Here is a 13,168-nt window from a genome sequence, read left to right as displayed (position 1 = left end):
TTCTTTTGTTAGCCCATGACGCACTTGGGTATAATGCCAGTCGTTCGCCCTATTAGCTCAGGGGATTAGAGCGTCTGCCTCCGGAGCAGAAGGTCGTTGGTTCGAATCCAACATGGGGCACCATCGAACGTAAGACCGTCCGAACCTCGCATGGTCCGGGCGGTTTTTCTTATACCGACGCGACGTGATGGGACGTGGTATGGCAGTAACGGATATCGAGCGCGGACTCTCGACCGCCGAGGTCGAGGAGCGCATCGCCGCCGGTAAGATCAACCGCAACATGGAACTCAAGACCAAGTCGGTCAAAGAGCTCATCATCGAGAACCTCTGCACGCTGTTCAATTTGATCAACGTGATCTTGGCGTTCCTGGTCATTTTGACCGGTTCGTTTAAGAATCTGACGTTCCTGTTCGTGGTGTTCCTCAATACCGCTATTGGCGTCATTCAGTCCATGCGTTCCAAGAAGATGGTCGATAAGCTCACGCTGCTGACCTCCAAGAAGGCCATCGCGGTGCGCGACGGCGTCGAGGTGGAGCTCGACCTGGACCAGATCGTGCTCGACGATATCATTCGCCTGGGGCGCGGCGACCAGATTCCCGCTGACGCCGTGGTGGTCTCGGGCGAGGCACTCGTGAACGAGAGCCTGCTGACGGGTGAGAGCGACCTTATTAAGAAACAGCCTGGTTCCGAGCTCATGAGCGGTAGCTTTATCGACTCGGGCCTGCTGCGCGCCCGCGTGATTCATGTCGGCGCCGACAACTACGTGGCCAAAATTAATAACGAGGCCAAGTACGTCAAAAAGGTCAATTCCGAGATCATGAACGCGCTTAACGCCATCGTGCGCTTTGCGAGCATCATCATGATCCCGCTCGGTTTGGCGTTGTTTACCTCGAGTGTGAGCGAGCTGTGGGATGCCGCGGGAACCCCGGGCGATAGCGCGCTTTCGTGGTGTTTCTCCGAGCTGTTGGCTGGTCATGTGCCTTCGTCGGTGCTACTGTCCACGGTGGGCGCCCTGCTGGGCATGATCCCGCAAGGCCTGGTGCTGCTGACCTCGTCGGTGCTCGCCATCGCCACGGTGCGCCTGGCCCGCCGCAAGGTGCTGGCGCAGCAGCTCTACTGCATCGAGACGCTCGCTCGCGTCGACGTGCTGTGCCTGGACAAGACGGGCACCATCACGTCGGGCCGCATGGAGGTCGAGGGCACGTATCCGCTGCCGGTTGAGGGCGTGAGCCTAGGCGCCGGCTCGGACGAGGCGGCCGTTCCCGTCGATACCACGGTGCTCGATTTTGCGCTGGCTAACGTCGCGCGTGCGACTTCGGCCGATGCCAACGAGACCTGCCAGGCGCTGCTCAACTATTACGCCGATCGCCCGGTCGAGGTGTCTGAGCCGCTGTCGGTCATTCCGTTCTCGTCGTCTAAAAAATGGAGTGGTGCTTCGTTTGCGCAGGGCTCCTATGTGATGGGCGCCGCGCAGTTTGTGCTCTCTGATCGTGCGTTTGCCCAGGTCGAGAACCGGGTGGCCGAGCTTGCCGATACCTGCCGCGTGCTCGTGGTGGCGCGCGTGGACGGCTTTACGCCCGATGGCGATATGGTGGGCGAGGCCGAGCCCGTGGGCTTTGTGACCATCCGCGACGAGATCCGTACCTCGGCGGCCGAGACCATCGGCTACTTTAACGAGCAGGGCGTGACCCTCAACGTGATCAGTGGCGACGACCCGCGTACGGTGTCGTCGATCGCGCGCGTGGTGGGCGTGCCGGGGGCGGACGCTTATGTGGACGCCACGACGCTCGATACGCCGGCCAAGCTCGATGCCGCAGTGGACCGCTACCATGTCTTTGGTCGTGTGACCCCGCAGCAGAAGCGCGAGCTCGTGCAGGCGCTCAAGCGCCGAGAGCACACCGTGGCCATGACGGGCGACGGCGTCAACGACGTGCTGGCGCTTAAGGAGGCCGACTGCTCCGTGGCCATGGCGGCCGGCTCCGATGCCGCGCGCAACGTGGCCGAGATCGTACTCGTCGACAACGATTTTGCCTCGATGCCCGCCGTGGTGGCCGAGGGCCGTCGCTCCATCAACAACCTGCAGCGTTCGGCGTCGCTGTTCCTGACCAAGACGCTGTTCTCGATGGGCCTGGCGGCGCTGTGCATCGCGCTGCCGCCGTACCCCTTCGAGCCCATCCAGATGACGCTCATCAACTTCTTCTGCATCGGCGCGCCGGGCTTTGTGTTGGGCCTGGAGCCCAACAATGCTCGCGTGAAGGGTGCGTTTTTGACCAACGTGCTCAAGCGTGCACTGCCAGCGTCGATTGCGGTCATTTTGGCTGCGGCGCTTGATATCTTTGTGGCGCGCGTGTTTGGCTTTAGCCAGCTCACGCTGTCTACGATGTGCCTGCTTACGTCGTGCGCGGCGAGCGTCAGCCTGATCTGGCGGATCTCGCAGCCGCTCACGCCCTTACGTGTGGTGCTCTTTGTGTTTGTAGTCGCCGGCATCTTGGTGGGCGTTATCGGGTTCCCGGGGCTGCTGTCTATTGCCAACCTGTCGATGGGCCAGATGGTTATCTTGGCTGTCATCGTGGTCTTTACCTGCTCGGTGTTCTTTAAGCTCGCCACGATGATGGATTCGCTCAAGCCGCGTCGTCGTCATGCCGCAACTGGTTTTGGCCGCGGTGTGCACGTCCGCCTGGGTCGCGGTGGCGGCAAGGTGAGCTCGACGGGTTCGACGGCCGAGCGTTTTGCCAAGCGCGTCGCCGCCGACATGGCGCAGCGCCGCGAAGATCGCACCGCTCGCGAGGCCGAGGCCCGCGCACTCGAGGGCGTGGGCCAGGCCCAGCCCAAGAAAAAGAAGAGTACCGGAGCTAAGCGCTCTCGTGTGACCAAGTCCGCCCAAGGCATCAAAGTCTCGATGCCAAGCAAAAAGAAGAAGTAGCTACGCGCCCTGGCGATGTTGAATTGGTGCCTTGTTCCTGTGGGGCCGTGGCGATGTTATGCTCTAACCTCGATTGTTTGAATTGCTTCGAAAAGAGGATGCCGTGATCTGCCCGCATTGCCTTAAGACTATCGAGGACGGCGCCTCGTTCTGCCCCTACTGCAACGCCTATGTGGGTCCGGGCGATGGTCCCGAGCACACCGAGTTCGTGTTCTGTGAGGGCTGCGGTGCCCGTCTTTCTCCGCATGATCGTACGTGCCCCAAATGCGGACGCCCCGCTCCGGGTATCCTCTCCGAGGACGCGGCCGCATCCGACCTGGCAGCGGGCCGCACGGCGGGCTTTCCGCGCCTAACGCAAGAGCAGATCGATACCGAGGTTCCGCATGCGCCGGCCTCTGCCGCTGCGGTGCTTTCGGATGCCGCTGATCCTAACGAGACCTGCGTGCTGCCGGCTTTCGATAAGGATTTCGGTATCCCCAAGGTCGATATTCCCACGCCCGTTTCCCTGCATGACGATGCTCAAAAACCCAAGCGCAAGGTGCACCCCGACGAGGACGCCTATCACAAGCACAAGCGTCATATCCCCAAGCCGCTCATCGTCATCGCGGTCCTTGCCGTCCTTTGCGGCGGTGCCTATTGGTTCGTGACAGCCGATCCCATGGGTGTCATGCCTGGCTTCTATGACCAGTTTGGCCAGGCCGCGCAGACGACCTTCCCTACGCGCCAAAAGGGCGAGGCGACTGAGGACGATACCAAGCAGGACGATTCTGCCGAGGTGGTCCAGGAAGAAACCGTGCTCACCGATGATCAGCTCTATACCAGGCTCGACGGTCTGTATCAGACTATCGTGTCCTACGGTGACGAGGACCAGATCGGCGAGGTCATCGATTCCTTTAACAACGGCTATCTCCGATCGCCGCTGTCCACCCGTCAGGAGCTGTCGCAGAGTGCCTACGCCCTGCGCGACCAGATCAAAAAGACGCAAGATGAGCTCAACAACCTTAAGTATCAGGACGATACGGTCTATGCGGATGACATCGCCCACTTAAAGCAGCTTGCCGAGTGGATGTTCGAGCGTGTCGACGTGATCTGCCAGAGTTGGGACATCTCGCTGGCCATTCCCGATGGCGAGTCGATGAGTTCCCACCAAAGCGAGATCCTGGCGCCCATCGCGCAGGGCGGCAACAGCGCGCTGAACCAGTACGACGCCAATGTGGGTTCCTGGAAGCCGCAGCAGCGTTCCTAAAATTAGTTCGCCATAGTCGGCATAACCTACGTGCGCAATTGATGTAAGCGCATGCTTATTGCTACAATTCGTACAAATATGCTTTAAACGCACGAGGAAGGAACCACATGTTTGGTTTTAAGAAAGAGCTCTACACGCCCGAGTATCAGCTTGCCGGCGACGAGTGCGCCGTTATCGAGACGTCGAAGGGTACCATCAAGGTCAAGTTTGACGGCGAGGGCGCTCCCATTCATGTCGCGAACTTCTGCGAGCTTTCCACGATGGGTTTCTATGATGGCCTTAAGTTCCATCGCTATGTGCCCGGCTTTGTCATTCAGGGCGGCGACCCCAATACCCGCGATATGTCCGGCGCCGACGTCGCTGCCGGTCTTGAGGGCCCCGACGGCATGCCCGGTACCGGTGGTCCCGGCTACTGCATCAAGGGCGAGTTTGCCACCAATCCGCGCAACAGCCATGTCGATGGTGCCCTTGCCATGGCACGCTCCATGGACCCCGATTCCGCGGGTTCGCAGTTCTACTTCTGCCTGGGTGCCCAGCATAACCTCGATTCCGGTTACACCGTCTTTGGTACCACGGTCGAGGGTCTCGATGTGATTTCGCAGCTGCGTGCCGGCGACGAGATCGTCCATGTCGAGATCGTTCACGAGTAAAGGGGACTTCCTTGAATAGCCAGCTGATCCAACAGGGCCGCGCCGCTTACCGCGCGGGTGATTTTTCCGCTGCAGCCCAGATGCTTGGGGCGGCAAAGACTCCCGATGAGATTATGGGCGAGGCCGATCACCTCCGTGGCAACGCCTTGATGCACCTGGGCATGTATGCCGAGGCCGCCGAGGCCTATGCCGCCGCCCTCAACGACGGTACCTACGGCAAGCGCGGCGCGCTGCTCACCAACCGCGGCAAGGCGCTCGCCGCCGTGGGCGACTACACGACGGCCGCTCAGGCGTTCTCTGCTGCTACGCAGGATGCTTCCTATGCCACGCCGTTCAAGGCCTATCTGGGCCTGGGCAATGCGCTGTTCCAGTCAGGCGACTATGCCAATGCGGGTACTGCCTTCCGTCAGGCCGCCATCGACGGCGCCAATCCGGCTCCTGCCGCCGCACTCGGCGAGCTCGGTCGTTGCTTCATTAAGCTCGGCCGTCCGGCGGATGCCGTGGAGACCTACCGCACGGCTATCGACTTTGCCGGCCCCCGCGACGACACGCGTGCGCTCAACGCCGGCATGGGTCAGGCGCTTTCTGCCGCCGGCCGTCCGTCCGACGCACTCGACGCCTTTAACGCTGCCACTGCCGATGGCATCTACCAGCTCACCTCCGAGCAGGCCGATGAGCTTGCCCGCGTACACGATTCGCTTGCCGCACTGTCTGCCCAGACGGCTATGGCCACGGCTCCGGCGCCCGCGATGGACGCTCCTGCCGTCGATCCGCTCGATCCTACGGGCGCGACCGGCCAGTTTATGCCCGATCCCTCGGACACCGGCTTCTTTACGCTGTCCGAGTCAGAGATGGTCCAGCAGGACCGTCAGGATCGTAAGCAGGCCAAGGTCCGTCGTCGCCACCGCCACACGGGTCTCAAAGTCTTCATCGTGCTGCTTCTGCTCATTTTGATCGCCGTGGGCGGTCTGGGCTTTGCCTACACGCGCGGCTTTGGTTTCCCGTCCCAGGAGTCTGTCGTTTCCGATCTGTTCCAGGCTGCCGGCGACGGTGACACGGCAAAGGCCGAGTCTTGCCTGGCCTCGAGCCTGTCCGAGGACGCTAAGTCGATGATCATCTCCTCGATTCCGCAGGGTGCCACTGTGTCCGTCGAAGGCATGGATCAGTCCATGACCGAGACGACCGCTAAGGTGAAGGCATCGCTGTCCAAGGGCGGCGAGCAGGAGTACACCGTCAAATTCGTGCGCTCCGACAACCATATTGGCTGGGCCGTTTCCTCGCTCGATATGGATTTCTCGGCTGCTGACAACCAGTAGTGACCTTATGGGATTTAGCTTTGCCCGGCGCTTCACCGCAAGTGAGGTGCCGGGCTTGCGCTAGTATGATGAGCTAGTAGTTTTCCAGCAATTATCCAACACATCAGGAGTTGCGTTGTTTTCTTTGATGGATATGTTCTTCGGTAGCTATGCGGGCGATCTTGCCATCGACCTCGGCACCGCCAATACGCTTGTCTCCGTGCGCGGCAAGGGCATCGTCATTCGCGAGCCCTCTGTAGTCGCCATCGACAAGAACGACGAGCGCATCCTGGCGGTCGGTATCGAGGCAAAGCGCATGCTCGGCCGTACGCCCGGCAACATCGTGGCCGTTCGTCCCCTGAAGGACGGCGTCATCGCCGACTTCGATGTTACAGAGGCTATGCTTCGCTACTTTATCGACAAGGCGTCCGAGAAGCGCTATCCGTGGACCCCGCGTCCGCGCGTTGTCGTCTGCGTTCCCTCCGGTGTCACGTCGGTCGAGAAGCGTGCCGTCTTTGAGGCCACGATCCAGGCCGGCGCTCGCCAGGCCTATCTGATCGAAGAGCCTATGGCCGCCGCTATCGGCGCCGATCTGCCCGTCGAGGAACCCACCGGCTCCATGGTCATCGACATCGGTGGCGGTACCACCGAGGTTGCCGTTATCGCTATGGGTGGCATCGTCGTCTCGCAGTCCATCCGTATTGCCGGCGACGAGTTCGATCAGGCCATCCTCACGCACGTTCGTGATGCCTACAACTTGGCCATCGGCGAGCGTACGGCAGAGGACATCAAGATCAAGGTCGGCTCCGCCGTGCCGCTCAAGGACGAGCTCGACGTCGAGGTCAACGGCCGCGACGTGATCACCGGTCTGCCCAAGACCGTGCGCATCGAGAGCGAGGAGATTCGTCGCGCGCTCAACAAGCCGCTCGACGAGATGGCCAAGGCCGTCAAGGACGCACTCGACGCTACGCCTCCCGATCTTGCCTCGGACCTTATGTACTACGGTATTTTGCTGACTGGTGGCGGCGCGCTGCTGCGCGGTCTCGACGTGCGCCTGCGCGATGAGACCGGTGTTTCGGTCAACGTCAGCCCCACGGCGCTCGATAACGTCGTTAACGGCTGTGCCCGCGTGCTCGAGGCCAATGCGTTTGATGGCGGCTTCGTCCAGACCAATGCTTAATTTCCAAAAGGTGGATTCCATTTGGCACGATCTTCGGGTTTCTCCACAAATCTGAATACCAAGCGACAATCAACGGGTATGCGCCCGTTGATTGTTTTCAGCCTGATTTCGGTGTTGCTGCTCACGTTTTACATCCGCGAGGGCGAGGCTGGGCCGATTCATGCCGTGCGTTCGGGCGTGACGACGATTACCTCGCCGGTGCGCTTTGTGGGCTCGGCTGTGGCGGCCCCCTTCAATGCGATCGGCAACGTGTTCTCTAACCTTACGGCGTCGCAGGACACGCTTGACGAGCTTAAGAAGCAAAACGAGGAGCTGACCTCTAAGGTTGCTGAGCTCTCCGAGGCTCAAAAGACCGCCGAGCGTCTGGAGGGGCTGGTCGGCCTGCAGTCGACCTACAACCTCAAATCGACCGCTGCTCGTATCGTTGGTGCCTCGGGCGATGCCTGGACCTCGACCGTAACCATCGACAAGGGCTCTGCCGACGGCCTTACCATCAACATGCCCGTGACGAGTTCTGCCGGTGTTATCGGTCAGATTATCGAGGTATCGGCCAAGACCTCTACCGTGCGCCTTATTGGCGACGAGAACTCGGGTGTGTCCGCCATGGTACAGGACACGCGCGCCCAGGGCATGCTGCAGGGTCAGGCTGACGGCACGCTGCGTCTTGAGTACGTGAGCGTCGACTCCGATGTTAAGGTTGGCGACATCATCGTGACCTCGGGCATTGGCGGTGTATTCCCCAAGGGTCTACCGCTCGGCACCGTCTCGTCGGTTGAGAAGTCGGCAAACGACGTGTACTACACCATTGTGGTGCGCGCTCAGACCACGGCCGAGAACAACGAGGAAGTGCTGGTCATCACCTCGCTGACCGACGAACAGTCGGCTTCGGATGAGGACGTGAGCACCGCTAATAGCACGCCGCAGGGAACGTCGCGCGACGCTGCGACCAAGACGAAGGACGAGAGTTCGGATGACAGTTCCGACGCGTCCGAGACGACCGATTCCGGCTCGAGCGAATAGGGGGCATGTCCATGGATCTACACGAGCAGGGGATGAGCTCCCGTACGTTTGTAATCGCCGCCATCGTGTGCGTGCTGCTGCAGGCAGGCCTGGCACCGCAGATCTCCATTGCGGGCGGTCGCGTCAACTTCATGATTATCCTGGTGTGCCTAAGCGTGTTCTCGGGCGACCCGACCCGTGCCGTCGTGTGCGGTTTTTGCAGCGGCTTGTTCTATGACCTGTCCGCTGCCGTGCCGGTGGGCGTTATGTCGCTCCTGCTGACCGTGGGTTCTTTTGCCCTGGTGCACAGCGCCGTCGGTCAGACGGGCGGTACCCCGAGTGCGCGCGGCGTCACTGTGGGCGCCTTCGCGCTCGTCATTAATGTGATCTACAGCATCGTCTTGCTGTTTATGGGTTTGGAGACGAGCTTTGTCGTGGCGATCTTCGGCCATGCGCTGCCGTCCTCGATCCTGACGGGTCTGGTTGCCATTCCGTTTTTGATGTCCGGCGTCGTGCCGCAGTCCGGCTATGGATTCTCCGCACGTGGCGGACGCCAGACGGGTATGCGCTTTAAGCCCAAGACCCGCAAGCTCAAATAGGGGAGGCCCGTAGATGTCTTCCCAGATGACGGTTATTATCGCCGGTATCGTGCTGGTTGTGGCCATCGTGGTCGCGCTGGTCATCATGCGTCGAGGCGATTCCCGTTTTACCTACGATACACAGCATGGAACGGCCCCGCGCGCCACCGAGGGCGAGGGCAATACCGCGGCGACCGCCTTTAAGGGCCGCTTTTCCATCCTCACCACGGGTGTGGGCGCGATGTTTGCGGCACTTGCCGTCAAGCTGTGGGGCATGCAGATGGTCTCGTCGGACTATTACGAGAAGCAGGCCAATAGTAATCAGACTCGCACCGTTACCACACCCGCTGTGCGCGGCCGCATCCTCGACCGCAATGGCGTGGCGCTTGTCCAGAACCGTCCCTCACTTGCTGTCGTGGCCTACCGCGACCTTGCCGAGGATGAGGTTCTGGTTCGCCATCTTGCCAACGTGCTTGGAATGCCTTATGTGGCGGTCCTTCGCAATATTCAGGACAATACAGAGGGCGCTCAGAGCCTGCATACCATCGCGACGGACGTCCGTCGCTCCACGGTTGCCTATATCAAGGAACACGCCGGCGAGTTCCCGGGCGTCAAGATTGCCGAGCGTACCGAGCGCCAGTATCCATACGGTGAGACGGCATGCCATATCTTGGGCTATACCGGCACCATTACCTCCGAGCAGCTCGAGGCCCAGAATAAGAAAACCTCTGGCGATGATGATGCTTCTGCTGGCAAGATTACGTACCAGTCGGGCGATATCGTGGGCCAGGCGGGCGTTGAGAGCTACTACGAAAACCTGCTGCAGGGTATTCGTGGCGAGCAGACCGTCAAGGTCGATGCCTCGGGCAATGTGACCGGTCAGGCCGGCGCCGTGCCCGCGAAGGCCGGCTCCGACATTAAGCTCACGCTCGACCTTAAGATCCAACAGGCCTGTGAGACGGCGCTGGCGAGCGCTATCGAGCTTGCCAAGACCACTGGCTACAGCAATGCCGGCAACGGCGCTGTAGTGTGTCTCGATCCCAACAATGGCGAGATCCTGGGCATGGCGAGCCAGCCCAAGTTCGATCCGTCCGTCTTTATCGGCGGCGTCTCAAATGACGTGTGGACCGAGCTCAATGATGACAAGGGTTCGCACCCGCTGCTCAACCGCGCCATTAGCGGACAGTACATGTCGGCCTCGACCATCAAGCCGCTCTCGGCGCTGGCCGGTCTTGAGTTTGGAACCTACACGTCGGGGCAGACGACCAACTGCACGGGTTATTGGACGGGTCTGGGCAAGTCGTGGGGCAAGTACTGCTGGCTGCATTCCGGCCACGGCACCATGACGCTGCAGTCGGGAATCGCCAACTCGTGCGACCCTGTCTTCTACGACATGGGCAAGGCGTTCTTTTATGACGAGAAACATTCCGAGGGCCTGCAGGAGGTCTTTCGTCGCTGGGGTCTAGGCAAGACCTGCGGTATCGATCTGCCGAGTGAGGGCGCGGGCCGTATTCCCGATGCCGAGTGGAAAGAGTCGTACTTCACCGACGCCTCTGCCGAGGGCCGCAAGTGGAATGCCGGCGATATGACCAACATTGCCATCGGTCAGGGTGACATTCTGGTGACGCCCCTGCAGATGGCGTGTGCCTATATGGGTCTTGCCAACGGCGGCAAACAGTACGTGCCTCACGTGTTTTTGTCTGCCGTGTCGCGCGATGGCGACGGCGATGCCTATAAATACAACGGCAAGGGCAAGAAGAAGCGCCTGGAGGCCAAGATCAACAGCGATTCGGATTTGGCTCTTGTGCGCAACGGCATGCACGACGTGATTTACACGGCATCGACGTCCCTGGCGGCTCACTTTGGCACCCTGACGCCGCAGGTATACGGCAAGTCGGGCACGGGCGAGAAAAGCGGTGAGGACGAATACGCGTGGTTCTGCGCCTATGCACCGGCCGATGACCCCAAGTATGTCATCGCTACTGTCCTGGAGCAGGGCGGCGGCGGCTCAGATACCGCGATGCATGTCGTGCGCGACGTGTTCGGTGTGATTTATGACGAGCCCGATACCTCTTCGGCCTCGGGCGATTCTTCGGTTCGATAGGAGGTTGCGATGGATTTTTCTCCGGCGGATCTGTTCCGTTCAACCAAGACCGGCTCTCGCAGCAGCCTGGACCGCGTCAACAAGCAACTTTCGGCCTCGCGCGGCACGTTTCGCCAAAAGGTGCATATCGGTGTGCTCGTGGCTACAGTGGCGCTCGTCGCCTACGGTGCCATCATTATCTGGTCGGCTTCGCAGTTTAAGGCCGATGCCTCGTTCTCACGCCATCTGCTGGGAATTGGCATCGGAGCGGTGCTGGCGGTGCTGGTCTGGCGTACCGACCTGCGCGGTATTTCCAATTTCTCGACGGCGTTGCTCGTCATCGACTTGATCGTGATCCTCTCGCCCAAGATTCCGGGTCTGTCCTATACGGGCGGTCTGGGCATGACGGGCTGGATCAAGATTCCCGGTATCGGCTTGACATTCCAGCCGGTTGAGCTTGCCAAGCTCATCACCATCTTCTTTATTGCTACGCTTGGCTCGCAGTATAACGGTCGCATCGATACCGTTCGCGACTACGTCAAGCTCTGCGGCATGCTGTCCATTCCGTTTTTGGCCGTCGTTGCCATGGGCGACCTGGGCTCGGGCCTGGTCGTGCTGGTTTCGGGCGCCATCGTCATTTGTATGAGCGGTGCACGCCGCGAATGGGTGCTGTCGACCCTGGCCCTTCTCGTGGGCTTGGTGGCCCTCGTTCTGGCGCTCGATTCGGTCTTTGATTCGTTGCTCGGCCACGATGTGCTCATCAAGCAGTATCAGATGAACCGTCTGACGGTCTTTATCGACCCCGATAATGCCGATTCGGACGATGCCTACAACCTGCAGCAGTCGCTTATCGCCGTTGGCTCGGGCGGCTTCTTTGGTAAGGGTTTGGGCCACGCGACGCAGTCGGCCGGCGGCTTTCTGCCTGAGTTCCACACCGACTTCGTCTTCGCCTTCCTGTCCGAGACCTTTGGTTTTTGCGGTTCCTTTTTTCTCTTGTGCCTCTACGTGCTGCTGATCTTTTCGACGATTCGCGTCGCCTTTAAGTGTGAGTCGCTGTTCCTGCGTCTGTCGTGCGTAGGTATCGTCGGCATGTGGGCATTCCAGACCTTCGAGAACATCGGCATGTGCATCGGCATGATGCCGATTACCGGTATTCCGCTACCGTTTATTAGCTTTGGTTCGTCTTCGATGATGATCCAGCTGCTGACGGTGGGTATCGTACAATCCATATGGCGGCATCGTTCGGGCGCCGCGTAACCGCTGGAGGGGTTTGCTATGAAAATTCCCGTAGATAAGCTGACCCGCGCTTTTAAGATGGGCGCGTCCGTTAAGAAGGATTCCGATACGCCGGTGCGCGTCTCGGTCTATCTGGATTCGTCCGCCTCGCGCTTTCTGGCCGAGACGGTGCGTGACGCCTTTGTGCCGCAGACGACCTCGGGCATTGTGCGCGTCGAGCGTCTGGGGGAGGAGCGAATTGCTCCAAAGACCGATACCGATGTGGTGCTGGTGCTCTCGTGTGGTTCCGACCGCTTGGAGAGTGCCGTGCAGGAGCTCGTGATCGCCGGCGCGCCCGTGTGCGTGCTTGCCGAGTCTGCTGTGGAGGTGCCGTTTATCGAGGAGTCCACGCCCATGCTCGGCGTGGTAGCGGCAACCGATAAGACGTATCTGCTCGAGACGCTTGCTCGCTGGATTCTCGATCGCACCGACAAGGAAACGGCTTTTGCGGCGAACTTTGCCTTCATGCGCATTGCGGCAGCCAATCGTATCATCACCTCGTGCGCGCTCACCAATATGGCGACCGGTGCGCTGGTGTTTTTGCCGGGCGCCGATTATCCCGTTATGGCGCTGGCGCAGGTGGGCATGCTCTTTGAGCTCGCTGCCGTCTTTGGACGCGGCATTAAGCCAGAGCGTGGCTACGAGGTCGCGGGCGTGCTTGCCGGCGGTCTTGTGATCCGCGCGGTCACCCGCGCGCTCGTCAAGCAGACGCCGCATATTGGGTTTGCCGTCAAGGCGCTCACTGCCGCCGCGGGCACCTATGGCATGGGCCGTGCGCTCGTTTCGCTCTACGAGCGCGATGTCGACTACAGCCGTGCCAACGAGGTGGTCACTGCCACGTTCTCCCGCGTTCGCGATCTGGTGACCACGGTCGCGGGCGCTACCCGTCCTATGGCGTCCTACCAGGACGCATCCGATCTCGCAGCTTAGGGGTTTTCC

Annotated in this window: 10 protein-coding genes and 1 tRNA gene; all 11 read left to right on the top strand. The window is 60.6% G+C overall.

Annotated features, from left to right (window positions below; all coding sequences use genetic code 11):
• The first annotated feature begins 46 nt into the window (after positions 1 to 46).
• The 11 genes from JMJ97_RS01155 (at position 47) to JMJ97_RS01105 (ending at position 13,159) form a co-directional block, all read left to right on the top strand.
• A tRNA-Arg gene (locus JMJ97_RS01155) sits at positions 47 to 123 on the top strand.
• Between the two features lie 76 nt (positions 124 to 199).
• Positions 200 to 2,923: an HAD-IC family P-type ATPase gene (locus tag JMJ97_RS01150; RefSeq protein ID WP_260698859.1), complete on the top strand. Its 2,724-nt coding sequence runs from the start codon at positions 200 to 202 to the stop codon at positions 2,921 to 2,923.
• A 103-nt stretch (positions 2,924 to 3,026) separates the two neighbouring features.
• Positions 3,027 to 4,169 carry a zinc ribbon domain-containing protein gene (locus JMJ97_RS01145; RefSeq protein ID WP_260698858.1) on the top strand — a complete coding sequence of 381 codons (1,143 nt, stop codon included), beginning with the start codon at positions 3,027 to 3,029 and terminating at the stop codon, positions 4,167 to 4,169.
• A 107-nt stretch (positions 4,170 to 4,276) separates the two neighbouring features.
• The gene (locus JMJ97_RS01140) at positions 4,277 to 4,819 is read left to right on the top strand and encodes a peptidylprolyl isomerase (protein ID WP_006236059.1); all 543 of its coding nucleotides are present in this window, start codon (positions 4,277 to 4,279) and stop codon (positions 4,817 to 4,819) included.
• Positions 4,820 to 4,830: 11 nt separating this feature from the next.
• Positions 4,831 to 6,135 carry a tetratricopeptide repeat protein gene (locus tag JMJ97_RS01135; RefSeq protein ID WP_229090668.1) on the top strand — a complete coding sequence of 435 codons (1,305 nt, stop codon included), beginning with the start codon at positions 4,831 to 4,833 and terminating at the stop codon, positions 6,133 to 6,135.
• A 127-nt stretch (positions 6,136 to 6,262) separates the two neighbouring features.
• On the top strand, positions 6,263 to 7,294 hold the full coding sequence (gene mreB / locus JMJ97_RS01130; RefSeq protein WP_006236061.1) for a rod shape-determining protein: 1,032 nt from the start codon (positions 6,263 to 6,265) through the stop codon (positions 7,292 to 7,294).
• A 78-nt stretch (positions 7,295 to 7,372) separates the two neighbouring features.
• Positions 7,373 to 8,314 (top strand): rod shape-determining protein MreC, encoded by a 942-nt coding sequence (gene mreC, locus JMJ97_RS01125; protein ID WP_117770377.1) that lies wholly within the window; start codon positions 7,373 to 7,375, stop codon positions 8,312 to 8,314.
• An 11-nt stretch (positions 8,315 to 8,325) separates the two neighbouring features.
• Entirely contained in the window at positions 8,326 to 8,892 is a 567-nt protein-coding gene (locus tag JMJ97_RS01120) for a rod shape-determining protein MreD (protein WP_161115637.1), read from the top strand.
• Positions 8,893 to 8,905: 13 nt separating this feature from the next.
• Positions 8,906 to 10,975: a penicillin-binding protein 2 gene (mrdA, locus tag JMJ97_RS01115; RefSeq protein WP_260698857.1), complete on the top strand. Its 2,070-nt coding sequence runs from the start codon at positions 8,906 to 8,908 to the stop codon at positions 10,973 to 10,975.
• A gap of 9 nt (positions 10,976 to 10,984) precedes the next feature.
• Positions 10,985 to 12,211 carry an FtsW/RodA/SpoVE family cell cycle protein gene (locus tag JMJ97_RS01110; RefSeq protein ID WP_260698856.1) on the top strand — a complete coding sequence of 409 codons (1,227 nt, stop codon included), beginning with the start codon at positions 10,985 to 10,987 and terminating at the stop codon, positions 12,209 to 12,211.
• A gap of 18 nt (positions 12,212 to 12,229) precedes the next feature.
• Complete coding sequence (locus JMJ97_RS01105) at positions 12,230 to 13,159, top strand: YcjF family protein (protein ID WP_006236071.1); 930 nt, start codon at positions 12,230 to 12,232, stop codon at positions 13,157 to 13,159.
• The last annotated feature ends 9 nt before the right edge of the window (positions 13,160 to 13,168 follow it).

The organism is Collinsella aerofaciens (genome assembly GCF_025289055.1).
Taxonomy (GTDB): Bacteria; Actinomycetota; Coriobacteriia; order Coriobacteriales; family Coriobacteriaceae; genus Collinsella.
The sequence above is the reverse complement of the archived record's forward strand: the minus strand, read 5'-3'. Positions and strand labels throughout refer to the sequence as shown.